Source organism: Salipiger sp. D13 (genome assembly GCF_003703915.1).
GTDB lineage: Bacteria > Pseudomonadota > Alphaproteobacteria > Rhodobacterales > Rhodobacteraceae > Salipiger > Salipiger profundus.
In genome coordinates this window covers 81,707-95,363 of sequence record NZ_ML112600.1, presented here as the reverse complement: position 1 = coordinate 95,363, position 13,657 = coordinate 81,707, and the positions used below count along the sequence as shown (strand labels likewise).

14 protein-coding genes and 1 pseudogene are annotated in these 13,657 nt (G+C 61.2%); 5 read left to right on the top strand and 10 right to left on the bottom strand.

Annotated elements, in window-relative coordinates; translation table 11 throughout:
- Window positions 1-7: 7 nt before the first annotated feature.
- From D6860_RS14885 to D6860_RS14870, 4 genes are all read right to left on the bottom strand, one after another.
- Window positions 8-478 (bottom strand): DUF2271 domain-containing protein, encoded by a 471-nt coding sequence (locus D6860_RS14885; RefSeq protein WP_028288620.1) that lies wholly within the window; start codon window positions 476-478, stop codon window positions 8-10.
- Window positions 479-513: 35 nt separating this feature from the next.
- Entirely contained in the window at window positions 514-894 is a 381-nt protein-coding gene (locus D6860_RS14880) for a PepSY domain-containing protein (protein ID WP_028288621.1), read from the bottom strand.
- A 180-nt stretch (window positions 895-1,074) separates the two neighbouring features.
- Window positions 1,075-2,460, bottom strand: a complete 1,386-nt coding sequence (locus D6860_RS14875) for a ferredoxin reductase family protein (RefSeq protein WP_076625739.1) — start codon at window positions 2,458-2,460, stop codon at window positions 1,075-1,077.
- On the bottom strand, window positions 2,417-2,734 hold the full coding sequence (locus tag D6860_RS14870) for a PepSY domain-containing protein (protein WP_028288623.1): 318 nt from the start codon (window positions 2,732-2,734) through the stop codon (window positions 2,417-2,419). Before D6860_RS14870 ends, D6860_RS14875 begins: the two co-directional genes overlap by 44 nt.
- A 145-nt stretch (window positions 2,735-2,879) precedes the next feature.
- On the opposite strand from D6860_RS14870, the gene D6860_RS14865 reads away from it, so the two are divergent.
- A complete protein-coding gene (locus tag D6860_RS14865; RefSeq protein WP_009503873.1) occupies window positions 2,880-3,539 on the top strand; it encodes a response regulator transcription factor in 660 nt (219 codons plus the stop codon).
- Window positions 3,536-4,903 carry an ATP-binding protein gene (locus tag D6860_RS14860; RefSeq protein ID WP_028288624.1) on the top strand — a complete coding sequence of 456 codons (1,368 nt, stop codon included), beginning with the start codon at window positions 3,536-3,538 and terminating at the stop codon, window positions 4,901-4,903. The genes D6860_RS14865 and D6860_RS14860 overlap by 4 nt, the downstream gene beginning before the upstream one ends.
- 156 nt (window positions 4,904-5,059) lie before the next feature.
- Here D6860_RS14860 and D6860_RS25710 read toward each other — a convergent pair whose 3' ends face one another.
- The 5 genes and pseudogenes from D6860_RS25710 to repA all read right to left on the bottom strand — a co-directional run bounded on the left by D6860_RS25710 (window position 5,060) and on the right by repA (window position 10,524).
- Window positions 5,060-5,200, bottom strand: coding sequence for a hypothetical protein (locus D6860_RS25710; protein WP_009503871.1), 141 nt, complete (start codon window positions 5,198-5,200; stop codon window positions 5,060-5,062).
- A gap of 13 nt (window positions 5,201-5,213) precedes the next feature.
- Window positions 5,214-6,821 (bottom strand): annotated as a pseudogene (locus D6860_RS14855) (ParB/RepB/Spo0J family partition protein); the annotation flags it as partial.
- A gap of 168 nt (window positions 6,822-6,989) precedes the next feature.
- Window positions 6,990-8,201, bottom strand: a complete 1,212-nt coding sequence (gene repC / locus D6860_RS14850; protein ID WP_076625738.1) for a plasmid replication protein RepC — start codon at window positions 8,199-8,201, stop codon at window positions 6,990-6,992.
- Window positions 8,202-8,414: 213 nt separating this feature from the next.
- Window positions 8,415-9,347, bottom strand: a complete 933-nt coding sequence (gene repB, locus D6860_RS14845) for a plasmid partitioning protein RepB (RefSeq protein WP_028288626.1) — start codon at window positions 9,345-9,347, stop codon at window positions 8,415-8,417.
- On the bottom strand, window positions 9,331-10,524 hold the full coding sequence (repA, locus tag D6860_RS14840) for a plasmid partitioning protein RepA (RefSeq protein ID WP_009503867.1): 1,194 nt from the start codon (window positions 10,522-10,524) through the stop codon (window positions 9,331-9,333). Before repA ends, repB begins: the two co-directional genes overlap by 17 nt.
- Window positions 10,525-10,732: 208 nt before the next feature.
- On the opposite strand from repA, the gene D6860_RS14835 reads away from it, so the two are divergent.
- The gene (locus D6860_RS14835; protein WP_009503866.1) at window positions 10,733-10,960 is read left to right on the top strand and encodes an AbrB/MazE/SpoVT family DNA-binding domain-containing protein; all 228 of its coding nucleotides are present in this window, start codon (window positions 10,733-10,735) and stop codon (window positions 10,958-10,960) included.
- On the top strand, window positions 10,950-11,345 hold the full coding sequence (locus D6860_RS14830) for a PIN domain-containing protein (protein WP_028288627.1): 396 nt from the start codon (window positions 10,950-10,952) through the stop codon (window positions 11,343-11,345). The genes D6860_RS14835 and D6860_RS14830 overlap by 11 nt, the downstream gene beginning before the upstream one ends.
- Before the next feature lie 78 nt (window positions 11,346-11,423).
- On the opposite strand, the gene D6860_RS14825 is transcribed toward D6860_RS14830, so the two are convergent.
- Window positions 11,424-12,308, bottom strand: coding sequence for a recombinase family protein (locus D6860_RS14825; protein ID WP_028288628.1), 885 nt, complete (start codon window positions 12,306-12,308; stop codon window positions 11,424-11,426).
- A gap of 227 nt (window positions 12,309-12,535) precedes the next feature.
- On the opposite strand from D6860_RS14825, the gene D6860_RS14820 reads away from it, so the two are divergent.
- On the top strand, window positions 12,536-13,603 hold the full coding sequence (locus tag D6860_RS14820; RefSeq protein WP_008335981.1) for a hypothetical protein: 1,068 nt from the start codon (window positions 12,536-12,538) through the stop codon (window positions 13,601-13,603).
- The last annotated feature ends 54 nt before the right edge of the window (window positions 13,604-13,657 follow it).

Sequence of the window (13,657 nt, the reverse complement as noted above, 5' to 3'; positions counted from 1 at the left end):
CTGCCCCTCACATGTCGTAGGAGAAGTTGGCGATGTAGCGCCGCCCGCTCACCGGCGTGCCCGCGCCCGCCGTCGTCAGCGGCACGGCCACCTCGTTCGGGCTGTCGCGCATATCCTCGACTGCCGCGTCGATGTGCAGCGTGTAGCCCGCATCGAACAGCGCGTCGGCCAGATCGAGCGTGATCTCGAGACTGCGGCCCGCGCCGACGCTGGCGCCGGTGATACCGTTTACCTGCGCGGTATCGCCGCCCGTGGCACGGTACCAGTCGCTCAGATGCTCGTAGTACTTGGACTTGCCACCAGCCATCCAGAGACTGCCGACATAGGCGCCCGAGGCGTCGGTAACGTAAAGCGCGAGGTAAGCGCCGTCGCCACCATAGTTGTTAAGGGTGGTTGTGAGCGTCACGGGCCGTGCCATAGCGAGGCCGGGAAGCGTGAGTGCGGTGGTAAGCGCGAGCGTTGCGAGAAGTGATTTCATGGGAATGATCCTTGTTCAGGGTGCTTCGGAGCTGTTCAGTTCACCTGAACCTGCGGAGGGGCGCCGTTTCCGAAGAGGCCGTTCTGCGGAGGAGCGACCGTTCCAGCGGGCGCGGGATTGCGGGCGCCACCGCGGTCGTCGTCATCATCCTCGTAGTCCATCTCGACGATCTGCAGCGTCGCCGGATCGAACTTCACCTCGATCTCGCGGCCATTCTGGTCTCGGCCTTCGATTTCGTAGCAGCCGTCGTCGATCTCGAAGTCGCGCACCGTCCAACCGTTCTGTTCGGCCATCTGCATGGCGGCCTCGCGCGGCTGCCACTGGTCACGGGGCGCATTGCAATCATCGTCGTCGGCCAGCGCAGCGCCGGCGGGCAAAAGTGCGATCAGGGCAAGGGCGGTCAGGGTCTTTTTCATGGCAAGGGGTCCTTTCGTTTGATGAGACCAATCTGGCACCCCGACCTGAGGGCATCCTGACGCCCCAGCGATTCCTGCTTCAGCTTGCCGTCAGGAAAATGGCCCCGCCGATGATGACGGGGCCAAAAAGATGCGAGCGCAGGCTACAGGGCTGGCATGGCTATACGCCCTGCCCCGCGTTCAGGTGAATTCGAACTGCTCGAAGCGGACACGGCGAGGCGTTTGGCCTTGTGCTTTCAAGCCCTTGAGAATCCCGTCCTTCAGACCGGTTGGGCCGCAGAACCACAGATCGGCTTGCCGGATCGCGAAAGGGACCGCGCCAATCAGGCGCTCGGCCGTGAGCCTGCCATCGCGCGTCGTAACGACCACCTCGAAACTGAACCTCGGGTTGCGGGCAGCCGCAGCGCGCAACGTCTCTACGCCAATCGCCTCCTCTTGTGTCGGAACGCAGTAGATGAGGTGAATGTCGCGACTCTCCGCCTCTGTCAGGCTTTCCGCCCAGGCGAGGAACGGCGTGATACCGATGCCGCCGGCAAGCCATATTTGGCGCGCACCGCCCTTGCGGAAATTGAACCATCCATATGGCCCTTCGACCTGCACGCGCGTTCCGGTCCGCAAGATGGCGGGCAGGCTTCGTGTCCAGCCACCCAACCCCCTGATGCAGAACGTCAGGGTGCCGTCAGGGCGCGGGGCGCTGGCAATCGTGAAAGGGTGCGGCTCGGACAGTCCTGCCTCTGGCGCGCGGAAGAAGGCGAATTGCCCCGGCCGCCACCGCATGGCCCGCCCCTCGGGGCGGAGGGTTAGCGTGGTGGTGTCCTTGGTCTGGCTGATCTCTGTGACGGTGAATTCTCTACGCCGCAGGTACGGGGCGACCAGCTCGGTGAATATCCACGCGATCACTCCGGCGATGCCGAATGTGTTCAGAAGCACCGAGAGCGATGGATCTACCTCTGTCGGCAGGTCGACGAAGAACTGGTGAAAGACCACGATTGCAAAAAGGGCCCCCATGAAACGATGGCTGAACCGCCAGATTTGATAGGGGATTTCCAGTGGGGTGAAGGGCAATCTCCGGAACCAGCTGACAGCAACCAGGGCAAGAAGCGCGTTGAAGGCAAGTTCGCCCGCCTCTTCACCAAGTTCACCAAGGGAGGTTTCACGCACCAAACGCTCGAAATCCGGCTCGATCTGCTGGTGCAGGATCATCAGGACCATTGCGGAAATACCAAGCCACTTGTGGACCCGGTACATGCGATCGAGACCGCCGAACAACGGCTCCACCAGCGGCGGCCGTGCGGCGAGGATCAGGGTCTGTGCCATCGCGACAACTGCCGCGGCCCCGACGGCGATGCCGAGCGCGGCATCCGCACCATAAGTCGCATAGGTGTTGAAACCGAGCAAAGCCGCCAGCAGGCATGGCAACGCAACCAGCACCGGGCCCGTCAGGGCTAGAGGAGAGTTTAGGGAAAGCCGGGAGAGTGGCGGCAGGCTCGGCACCGGGACAATACCGTCGCGACGCGCTGCATCAGTCATCGTCGCGTCTCTCGTGATCCCGCTCGCGGCGATCATCCTCGTCGTCCTCGTATTCGAACTCGATTACCTCCAGCGTGGCCGGGTGGACAGTCACCTCGATCGCACGCCCCTCGGCATCCCTCCCGTCGATCTCGTAGCAGCCGTCATCGATCTTGATCCGGCGCACCGTCCAACCATTTTCCTCGGCCAGCATGGCAACAGCATCGCGCGGCTGCCAGTCGGCCATCGGCACGAAGCAATCGTCGTCAGCCAGCGCCGCGCCGGCCGTAAAGACCGCGAGAAAGCCGATAATTGTCAATGTCTTCTTCATGGGGCACACTCCTAGTGGCTCGCCTCTTGATGCCATTCATGCGCCGCGAAGCTGACGGCAGCCTGAAGGGGCTCGACCCACAAGCTTCAGCTTCGTGTCAGCCAGACGGATCATGGAGGGACATCAGGAAAGGACGGGTACGACCATGCGCATATTGCTGATCGAGGACGACACGACTCTTGGCGCTGCCGTGCGCGACCAGATCGCAGCTGATGGCCAGTCAGTAGACTGGGTCACGCGGCTAGACGCGGCGGCAGACGCGATGAGCGCAACCTCTTACGACCTGCTCCTGCTCGACCTCATGCTGCCAGACGGACGTGGTATCGGGTTCCTCAAGGGCCTCAGGACGCGTGGAGACGTGACGCCGGTCATCATCCTGACGGCGCTCGACCAGGTGTCCGATAGGATCGAAGGCCTCAATGCGGGCGCTGACGACTATCTTGTGAAGCCCTTCGACCTGTCGGAACTGTCGGCACGGATCGGATCGGTCGCGCGGCGCTACAGCGGCAACCCCAACCCGATCCTGACCCACGGACCGCTCGACATCGACCTTGCCGCGCGCAGCGTCCATCGGGATGGCAGACATGTGCCGCTGACGGCGCGGGAATGGGCGCTCTTCGAGGCCTTCCTGGCGCGTCCCGGGCAGCTCCTGTCCAAGGCGCAGTTGGAGGAGAAGCTCTACGCTTTCGACGCCGAAGTCGAGAGCAACACCATCGAGGTGCACGTGAGCCGCCTGCGCAAGAAACTGGGGAGCGCCATCATCGAGACCGAGCGCGGCATGGGTTACCGGCTGGGCAAGCCATGATGTGGCCATCCAGCCTTCAGGTACGGCTCGGCTTGTCACTCGGCCTTGTGCTGACGATCCTCTGGCTCGCCGCCGCCACGGTTACCGCGGTGATCGTTCGGGGCGAGATGGACGAGGTCTTCGACAGCGCCCTGCGCGAAACCGCCGAGCGCATCCTTCCGCTGGCCGTGACCGACATCGTCGGCCGAGAAGATCAGGGTGTGACGCAGCGCCTCGCGCCGATCCGGGAGCATGACGAGTTCTTCACCTACATCGTACGCGATGCCGAGGGACGCATTTTGCTGCAATCCCATGCGGCGGACCCTGCCGTGTTCCCTCCATACGACGGGCCGGGATTTGGGCAGAACGCCACACATCGCCTCTACAGCGACGCGGCGCTCCAGGGGACGATCAGCATCACCGTGGCCGAACCGTTGGCGCATCGCGCATCGGTTGCTCTTGAAATCCAGATGGGCCTCGGCCTGCCGCTGCTGGTCGTGCTGCCGTTGGCGCTCGCGTCGATTATTCTCGCTGTGCGCTTTAGCCTCGCCCCTCTCCATCGGTTCCGTACGCGGCTTGAAGCGCGCGGCGTGCGCGACCTGTCAGAAGTACCCGCGGCCGACCTGCCGACCGAAATCGGACCGCTGGCCGCAACCTTGAACAGCCTTTTGGCTCGGTTGCGCGACGCGTTCGAGGCTGAGCGAAGTTTTGCAGCCAATGCGGCTCATGAACTAAGGACACCATTGGCGGGCGCTATCGCCCAGGCGCAGCGACTGCGGTCAGAGACCAAAGATCCGACCATCGACGCCCGTGCCGCCGAGATCGAGGCAACGCTCAAGCGTCTCACTCGGCTTTCCGAGCGTCTCCTGCAGCTTGCGCGGGCGGAAGGCGGTAGACTTCGGATGGACCAGAGCGCTGATGTCAGAACCATCACTCGGGTCGTGGTGGAAGATATCGCGCGCACCACAGAGAACGGGCGCCTTACGTTGAACTTGCCGGACACGCCTGTCTTGTCTGATATCGACCCCGACGCATTAGGAATTCTGTGCCGGAATCTGGTGGAAAACGCCCTACGCCACGGGGCGCAGAATGCCCCAGTCGCGGTTACACTCACGAGCGAGGGGCAGTTGATCGTGGCGAACGAGGGCCCCGCGGTAGCAACCGAAACACTCGAACGCCTGACAGGGCGCTTCGAGAGGGCAGATGCAAAAACTGATGGTAGCGGGCTTGGCCTCGCTATCGTCTCAGCCATCGCAGAACGGATCGAAACCTCTCTCTTGCTCCAGTCACCACGTCCCGGTGAAACTTCTGGATTTCAGGCATCCGTCAGATTGCCAACGGATGCTCCAAATGCCCATGTGAAAGATCGGGAGCATTGGCCTTGAAGTCTCACGTCGCAGCGCCCCGAGGGGTGCGGTGTCGATGATGGTTGTTGTAGACATGATTCTTCATTCTGAATGCGAGTAATCGCGCTCATCCCATTGATATTATTACACTATAGGGTGATTGGGGGCGGAATCTCCGCCCCCCGCTGGATCACGTTATTCCGAGGCCAGCATCGACGCGCCTTCAGCAGGCAGGTCATCCGTCAGAAATGCAGGAAGGTCAGCTTCACTGACGCTGTCAGCCGCTTCGGCATCCGCCCCCTGCCCTTCGGCATGGTCCTCATCGTCAAGCGCCACGAGATCGTTCCGGCGCATGACGCTCGTCGACCAGCTTTGCCACCACGCTGTCCTTCAGATCGCTCGCCTGCGCCGGCATGTAGATGTGACGCACTGAGGCTTCGAGACAGCTTCCCGAAGCAGAGGAAGTGCGGAAGGTGTCCGTCACAATCTTCAGCAGCAGCAGAATCAACGCCACGTCGGGCGAGCGCCCGATCGCTTCACGCAGCGCCAGCGTCCGGTGTGCCGTCAACTCGATTACGAGCCGCTCGGGCAGTGGCTTCAGCGCTCCGTCATCCTCATCCTCCGGCAGATCGCCGCCAATCGGCTGGCCTCCCGACATGATGACGGTTCCGGCATGAGCGGCACTGTCATAGCCATCGGTGAGATCACGATCATCCCCCTGCCCCGCCACCGCAGGATCAGCACCATCCTGGACCGCTGTCACGTCAACCGGCTCATCCTCTGGACGCACATAGCCGCGATAGACGGCCAGCGCGCCGTAGCGGTCGAGCGTGACGAACGCCCCTGCCCGCCCGATCTCCTCCGCGTCGAAGATCAACGGCCGGGTCTCGATCTTTTCCATCTCCGTTTCCAACACGCCAAGCCGCGTGTCGATCCCGTCGGGGATTTCATCCTGACCCGCGTATTCCTCTTCCAGCGCCCGGTATTCGGCGAGCAGCTTGGCATGGTCCGCGCCTTCGTCATCCGTCATCGGTGCCGGATCACCTGACAGGGACCGCAGGCCGTGGCTGTAGCCGTAGGGCAGGTCAAGCGCGACCTCGATCCACTTCCAGCCCTCAACGGCAACCGTCTCAGCCTTGGCCTGGAGTTTTTCCGTCACCAGCCGATCGAGCAGGGCAGGGTCCTCGAGCCAGCCACCGTCATCGCCCTGAAAGAGGTCATGCAACATCGTGCCGCCCGCCGCTTCGTAGGCCTCAACACCCACAAAGACCGCGCGCCGGTCAGACGCCCGGACCGAGGTCTCGGTCAGCATGCGCCGGATCTGGAATGGCTCCTTGTTCCAAGATGAATGGATCACATCCCAGACCTGAACCTGACGCGCATGATCGGGGTTCACGGTGAAGGCCATGAGCTGCTCCAGCGTCATGCCATCCTCGGCATAGACCTCAAGCAGGGCAGGGGCGACGGAAGCGAGTTTCAAGCGCTGCTTCACGATCTGCGGCGTCACGAAGAAGGCGGCGGCAATCTCTGCATCGCTCTGGCCCTTGTCCCTCAGCGCCACAAACGCGCGGAATTGGTCGAGCGGGTGCAGGGCGACGCGATGCATGCTTTCTGCAAGGGAATCATCCTCGGCCAGGATGTCGGACGCAGCATCGCGCACGATGCAAGGAATGGGCGGGGTCTTTGCCAAACACTTCTGCTTCACCAGCAGGGACAATGCTTGGAACCGACGGCCACCGACCGGGATCTCGAACTTGCCGGTCTCGGTGCCGTCGTCAGCCAAGACGGGCCGCACGCTCAGGCTCTGCAACAGACCGCGGCGGGCGATGTCTTCGGCCAGTTCCTCGACAGACACGCCAGCCTTGATGCGCCGCACGTTGGACTGGCTCAGGACCAGCTTGTCAAAAGGGATATCCCGCGAAGGGGACAGGGTGATTTTCCGGACAGCTTTCGTCATCAGATCTTCTCCACGACGGGCGCCGGAAGCCACTCTCCCGATCTCATTTCCCGTCACCCTCAAACCAACACTCCTTTCCCTCTCGATGATCGTATGGTTGCCAAGAGGCGACTTAACAGCTGTTAAGTCATGCCAACTGAGCACCGCGGCGTTGAAACTTAACAGCTGTTAAGCCGCACTTCGCCGACCGATCAAAGCCATGACCATCGGACCGCAAGAGAATTCGCCCGCCGCGGCCTTGGACGTCAGCGCCCGCAAGTATCCACCCGGTGATCTGATGTCAGAGAATCGTTCCAGCATGGCCACGACGACGATCGAGGCTTGCTCTGGTCCCATGCAGCGTTGCGCTTCTTCCCACGCGGAAACACTGATCCCCATGGCCGGCCTTACATGACAAGCCGCGTCGAAAAGTTGGTGCCAGTGTCGAATGTCGCCCTGATAGAAAGTCTTGAGCGAGGGACAGCCGGCGATTACCAGGTGGAGTGGGATTTTCGGCACCCGCCTCGTGTCAGACTCTTCAAGGTCAGCCACGGACTCACCCGTATCATCATCAGGCGCGCGTCCCGCCGCCCCGCCTTTTTCTAAGGCAGGTTCAAGATCTATAGATTCTTTATTTGAATTATGATGGTGACGCTCACATTGGGCATCATTGGTGTTCATTTCTTCTGTTTCAGGACCGTCAATCACATTACGCGCCTGGTCAAGAAGGGTCTCCAGTTCAGTCCGAAATGCCGACAGATCCTCAAGCGAGAGTTTGCGGCGAAGAGCGCGGGCGGTGAGGGCTGCCTTGTCGCGGAGCTGGTCCCATAGGCCAAGCCCGGGCTGGATCTCCTCGCCGAACTCCGCCAGAGCGGCCAAGTCGCGACGCATAAGGCTCACTACCTCCCTCAGTCGCCGCACACGGTCCTCGGCCTCACGCACAGCCTCTGCAGCCCGTGCAATTTCCTCGGCCCGGCAATAGAGCGGGGAGAGATCAAAGCCGAAGGCCACCCGATCTTCGCCACGCTTGCGCACATACCGCTTCCCATTGGGGCTATCGCGCCGCATGAGCAAGCGTGCCTCTACCAACCGGGCGAGGTGACGGCGCATCGTCGAGCAAGGCATGCCGTTCAGCCGCTCGCAGATCGCCTTGTTGGATGGGAAGACGACCATTTCGGTGTTCCCGCCAAGCGCATCGTCCGGAAAAAAGCTGAGAAGTCCCTGAAGAACGGTCAGATCGCGCTCGGAAACCCCGAAGGCGGCCTGTGCCTTGGACAGCTCACGGAGGAGCTCCCACTTGTTGACGGGCTTGCCGGGAACAGACGCCTCAGGACGCTCGACCACGCGCAGATGGGCGTGCGAGATCGGCCGCATAAACGGCGAAATCGGTGTGTAATCCATGATGTCATTCACGAAGGCAAAATTTCCCTGGCCCGCGAATCGCTTTGCGCTTGCGGGAAAGGGGCCAGATCGCTACATTCAGAGGTGCGAAAACTGAAGTTTTGTAGCGGGCTGGTCCCGTGCGAAACCTAAGAAAGGTCTCGTGAAGCTTGCTTCTCGGGGCCTTTTTCTTTTCTGCCTGTCTCGTGCCTCCTTTTTGATTGTTGCTCTTCCTCAGTCTTCCGAACGCTTCCAGCGCTCGTGAAGCTCGGTGATCAGCTGCGGGGCGTTGCCCTCAAGCCAGCTGACAAAATCGCTCTCCTCGGCCTTCAACTCGAGCTTGAGTTGCTTTCCACGACGTCCGATCGTGACAGTGGCGGCACCGACCCCCGGAATCACCGTGCCGGGCCGCCCGCGAGGGCGAGACGAGGATGTGGTCTGTTCGGGCTTCCCTGCAGCAGAGAGGACGGCCAAAAATGCATGATCGGATTTCTCGTCAATACCGCCTTGGTAGGATGTCTTGGCCTCACCCGCCAAAGCTGCAAGCAGTTCGCGATCGGCATCCGTAGCCCCCAGCAACTTCTTGAGCTCTTCCCACCTGGGCCGACCAATGCCCGGAGCGGCACCGATGGCGAGGACCAAGTCCTCCCCAACGGTGCGGACCACGCTTAACAGCTGCGACACTCCTGCCTCGGTCAGATTGAGAACCTCGGCGACACCCTTGTTAGTGCGTTCGGATGCGCTCAGATGGTCACCGTCGAGCAAGGCTGCGGCAACAAGCGCTCGTTCGATGAAGCTTAGATCCCGCCGCTCCTGGTTCTCTAACAGCTGATCACGAAGTGCCTGATCGCCCTCCATCTCTGTGACAATGGCGCGGACCTTGATCCCAAGTTCTCTGCAAGCTTCCAGTCGACGACGGCCATAGATCAGGCTGTAGCGATCACCATCAAGCGGCCGGACGAGGATTGGTACTCGCTGTCCGTTCTTGGAAATTGACGCCTTGAGGCCCGCAGTCTCAATCTGCAGCCTGTCATCGAGCCGACCTGTGGTTTCGATTTGGTCAGGCTCGATTTCGAAAACGCCGCCGCGCAGCCTGCGCCCTTCAAGAGCGTCGGGCGCGTTGCGCAGGGTCTGCAGTGGCAGTCCCAGTTTAGGCTTTCTTGCCATTGCGTCCCCACGTGTTCTGGATGATCGCCGCGATCTCGTCGTTGACGGCGTTCATGGATTCGATTGCACGATCGAAAGTCTGACGCGTGAAGTCCTTCTTGTCGGCCTCGTAGAGCGTCTGCTTCGTCAGCCCTGCATCAGAGATCGCAGTAGACTCAACCATGTGGTTGGTCAGGACTGACCTGCCGAACAGACCCCGGATGAAAGCAATGACCTCGGTCTGCGGGGCATCACCCACCTTGTAGCGGGTCGGCAGAAAGCGCAGCCAGTCGAAGCGAAGGTTTGCGCCAGCATCCCGGATGACGCCAAGCAGATCAGCGGTCATGCGCAAAAACTGCGACATGGACATCAGATCGAGCATTTGGGGGTGAACGGTAACAAGCACCCCTGAAGATGCTGAAAGGGCGGACATGGTTAAAAAACCAAGCTGCGGCGGACAGTCGATGACGACGACGTCATAGTCCGCTTCGACACTGTCGAGCGCGTCGCGCACACGGGCAAAGAATGCGCGGGCGCCGCCACGCTGAATGGCTGCCGGTGTCTCATGTTCGAATTCCATGAGCTCGAGGTTCCCGGGAATCAGGTCAAGACCACGGATGTAGGTCTTGCGGATCACGTCCGAGATCGGGACCGGTTCATCGTAGCGAACCGCATCATACAGCGTGCCACCCTCCATCAGGTCCAGCTCAGGCTGGATGCCATGCAGCGCGGAAAGGGATGCCTGGGGGTCCAGATCGATCGCAAGGACACGATATCCCTTGAGAGCCAAGCGCTGTGCAAGGTGAGCGGATGTTGTCGTTTTCCCGGACCCGCCTTTGAAGTTCACAACAGAAACAATCTGAAGCTCGTCACCGGCACGACGCCCCGGAACGTAGGTTCCAGGCTTCTTCGCGTTTGCCTCAAGAGCGTGGCGAATCTCCCAGATATCATCGAGGGTATATCGCCGGTGGCTGCCCGCAGTGGTTTCGACGTCAGCGATCTTTCCTTCTCGATGAAGCTTGCGAAGGTAGGTATGATCGACGCCAAGCAACTCGGCCGCCTCGCCGCTGGTCAGGCTGCGCATGACTTTTTTGGCGTCGGGAGGGAAGTGGGCAGCACGTTGCGCATGAAGATTGGACGCAAGAAGCTCTGCGTAGTGCCCGATGGCAATGTCCAGGTCCTGCTCAGCTTCGCTCATCTCTGCCTCGATTCGTGGGCGCGTTTTTTATGTGATCGCGCGTTATTTATCGAGACTATTGCCCGAGCTATCAGATTCGTGCAAGCTCTTTCTAGATTTGGTGTCAGTCGCTGCGTCATGCACAAGAGTAGCTAGGGTTTGCGGCAGGCTTGTCTTAGGAACCTTTCGGATATACATTACAAAACGTATATCCGCATGGGAGGTCACGATGCAGGTCGCAAAATGGGGTAACTCGCTGGCCGTCCGTTTGCCCGCGGAGCTCGTCCGAGAGCTTGGTCTCAAGGAGGGTGATCAGATCGACCTGGTCAAGGACGACGGTCGGGTCAGAGTCCGTCGCCTTGCTCGTGCGGATGAGGTACTTACCGGCCTGCGCCGCTTCCGGGGCAAGTTGTCCGCAGCAGAACGTCTGAGCCGCGACGACGCACATGAGCGTTGAGTTCGCGGACACGAATGTCGTTCTTTACCTGCTCGACGACGGCCCAAAGGCCGATCGCGCCGAGGTCATCCTGGGGCAGGGGCCCCGGATCAGCGTTCAGGTTCTAAACGAGTCACTGGTGAACTGCCGCCGCAAAGCTGGCCTCGGTTGGGAGGAAGCAGCGGCCTTTCTCGAAGGCGTGCGCGCCTTGTGTCCCGTCGAAGATCTCACCGTGCAGACCCATGACGTCGGCCGCGCTTTGGCGGAACGCTACGGCTTCTCGATCTACGACGCGATGATCGTGGCCAGCGCTTTGGTTGCGGGGTGTACCACGCTGTGGAGCGAGGACATGCAAGATGGCCTGCTGGTGGAAGGCCAGCTTCGCATCGTCAACCCCTTTGCATGAGCGAACGGCTTCTGTGCCTGAAACTGACCACAACCTTGTAATCCTTCCCTATAGTGGAGGATTTGCAAGGTTGTTAGGCTACTCAAGCAGCCCCAGCCTCTCCGCCCGCTCCAACAGCATCTTGACTGACGACGGCTGCCATCTCGTTCGGCCACGTGGTGTGCGTTCGCGCATTGATTCCAGCCGTTCACAGATCGCCTGGAGCGTAATGCCGGGATCCGCGCCCTTGATGGCGGCGACGATGGCGGGCAGGCGGTCGTCGGTTTCGCGGCGGCCGGCGCGGGCCAAAACTGTCTCGGGCAGGAAGCCGTCGCGGACATAGGCCTTCACGGCGCGCAAGAGACGGCTTTGGGTCCAGCGACGCGCCTCGGGCAAGGGGCCGTTGATGATGCGCACCACGTCTTCCCAGGCCAAGTCAGGGCGCAACCGGCGCACATGGGGCACCCAATCTTGTGCCGTTTCGTTCAGACGCTCCATGTAGCCGTCCTGTCGCGCTAGCCGCACCTTGCGAAGAGCGGCAGGGTCTTTGGCCCGCAGTCCAGGGTTTCCGCCCACGCGGCCCTTTGTGCGCGCACTGGCGAGGCCGGCCTTGGTGCGCTCCCGGATCAGGGCGCGCTCGAACTCGGCCGCAGCGCCCAAGACCTGCAGCGTGAACTTGCCCTGCGGGGATCCAGTGTCGATCGGGTCCTGGATCGAGCGAAAGAACGCACCCCTAGCCTCCAGCCGCTCGATCACTTCCAGCAGATGCGACAGAGACCGCGCAAGCCGGTCGATCCTCACGACGACCAGCGTATCGCCACTCTGGATGCGTTCGAGCACACGCCCAAGCACCGGCCGCGCGCGATTGCCGCCTGAGGCGTGCTCTTCATAGATTTCGGCGCAACCCGCAGATTTCAGGGCCTGCGACTGGGGCAGGGGGGTTTGATCCTCTGTGGATACGCGCGCATAGCCTATCAATGGCATCAAAACAGTCTTTTTGCAGTTTCATATAGCGGCAATAAACGACCGTTTGAAAACGAATGCAAGCAAGTGATCTCTTGTCGTGCTGGTGCACAATCCCCTTGGTTTTCTTGCACTGAGCGCGATCTGAGAGGTTCCGCCGACAGTCGCGCGTCCGTACTATACAAAGAGCGCGGGCAACTGCCACAAAATCGCTTGGGTAATGTGCATAATATAGATATTTTGCACATATGAAGCCGCAAGCATCTACTTTTCCTGATGATTTTGACGACCCCCTCATCACCACCGAGGGGGATGTGGGGGCTCACGAGGACGACCTCTGGTTCCTGCCGGGGCCGCTCGAAGAAGAACCGGATGATTTGCCGCCCGGGCCACGGGCAGAACCGTCCGACATTGCTGTCATCGACGACTGGGCAAAGGCGGAAGCGGCTCAGGCTGCGCGGCTGGCAAAGGTGGCTGGACGCCTGGGTGCGCTGGATGACCGCTTGCTGCGTGGCCCGGATGGCTGGCGACACAGACTGGCACTGATCGAGGCGGCAGACCTCAGCTGGCTTGCAGGGGATCGGGTGAGTTCTGACCGCCTCGCTCTTTGGATATCAATGCGATTGTCTGGCGCACAGGATGACCCGAATGCCTTGGCAAGAGTTGGCTGGGCTGTTCGCCGCCTGATGGGTGGTCCGGGTCCAATGGTCGATCTGGCGGCCTTTCTGGACCGCCGCGATCCCGAGAACATCGAGGATGCCACCGAGCGGCTAGAGGAGCGCGCGGGCGGATGGCTGGAGGTGATGAAATCAGCTGTTCATCTACACCCGATCACGCGGGCTTGCATGGGGTTTCACCTCTGGAGCTTGGCGGGTCTCGGGCAACAAGGCGACCAGATCGAAGCAGCCGTTACCGCGGCAAGGATCACGGCCAGCGACGGAAAGGGAGCGAACTTTGCACCACTAGCTATGGGTGGGGCAGGGGGGTTGCGCGCGTCGGGCTTACCACCGGAGCGTCTTGCTCGCTGGCTGGATGGGATGGAGACTGCCTGCCTGACCGCGATGCGGCACTTGGACTATATCGAGACATGGTCAGCGAGGACAGAAGCAGAGATGAGCTCGCTCTCAGGCAAAACTCCACCGGCTTTGCGTGCCGTGCTGACCGAATGGCCGCTCCTCTCCGCACCGATGGCCGAGGCCCTGACCGGCACTAGCCGAGCGGCGGTCCAGCGGAACCTGACCTGGATGGAAGAAAGGGGATTGGTCCGTGAGGTAACAGGGCAGGGAAAGTTTCGAATGTGGCGGACAGCAAATTAGAATTTGCCTAAATGCGAACAAGAACATGCCCAAGCGGGATTTCAGCCATTCAGT

Excerpts from the sequence above, each read along its gene's own strand:
- D6860_RS14865 (WP_009503873.1), top strand. The coding sequence starts at position 2,880 with ATGCGCATATTGCTGATCGAGGACGACACGACTCTTGGCGCTGCCGTG.
- D6860_RS14825 (WP_028288628.1), bottom strand. The coding sequence starts at position 12,308 with ATGCCATTGATAGGCTATGCGCGCGTATCCACAGAGGATCAAACCCCC.
- D6860_RS14860 (WP_028288624.1), top strand. The coding sequence starts at position 3,536 with ATGATGTGGCCATCCAGCCTTCAGGTACGGCTCGGCTTGTCACTCGGC.
- D6860_RS14880 (WP_028288621.1), bottom strand. The coding sequence starts at position 894 with ATGAAAAAGACCCTGACCGCCCTTGCCCTGATCGCACTTTTGCCCGCC.
- repB (WP_028288626.1), bottom strand. The coding sequence starts at position 9,347 with ATGGCAAGAAAGCCTAAACTGGGACTGCCACTGCAGACCCTGCGCAAC.
- repC (WP_076625738.1), bottom strand. The coding sequence starts at position 8,201 with ATGGATTACACACCGATTTCGCCGTTTATGCGGCCGATCTCGCACGCC.
- repA (WP_009503867.1), bottom strand. The coding sequence starts at position 10,524 with ATGAGCGAAGCTGAGCAGGACCTGGACATTGCCATCGGGCACTACGCA.
- D6860_RS14870 (WP_028288623.1), bottom strand. The coding sequence starts at position 2,734 with ATGAAGAAGACATTGACAATTATCGGCTTTCTCGCGGTCTTTACGGCC.
- D6860_RS14830 (WP_028288627.1), top strand. The coding sequence starts at position 10,950 with ATGAGCGTTGAGTTCGCGGACACGAATGTCGTTCTTTACCTGCTCGAC.
- D6860_RS14875 (WP_076625739.1), bottom strand. The coding sequence starts at position 2,460 with ATGATCGCCGCGAGCGGGATCACGAGAGACGCGACGATGACTGATGCA.
- D6860_RS14835 (WP_009503866.1), top strand. The coding sequence starts at position 10,733 with ATGCAGGTCGCAAAATGGGGTAACTCGCTGGCCGTCCGTTTGCCCGCG.
- D6860_RS14820 (WP_008335981.1), top strand. The coding sequence starts at position 12,536 with ATGAAGCCGCAAGCATCTACTTTTCCTGATGATTTTGACGACCCCCTC.
- D6860_RS14885 (WP_028288620.1), bottom strand. The coding sequence starts at position 478 with ATGAAATCACTTCTCGCAACGCTCGCGCTTACCACCGCACTCACGCTT.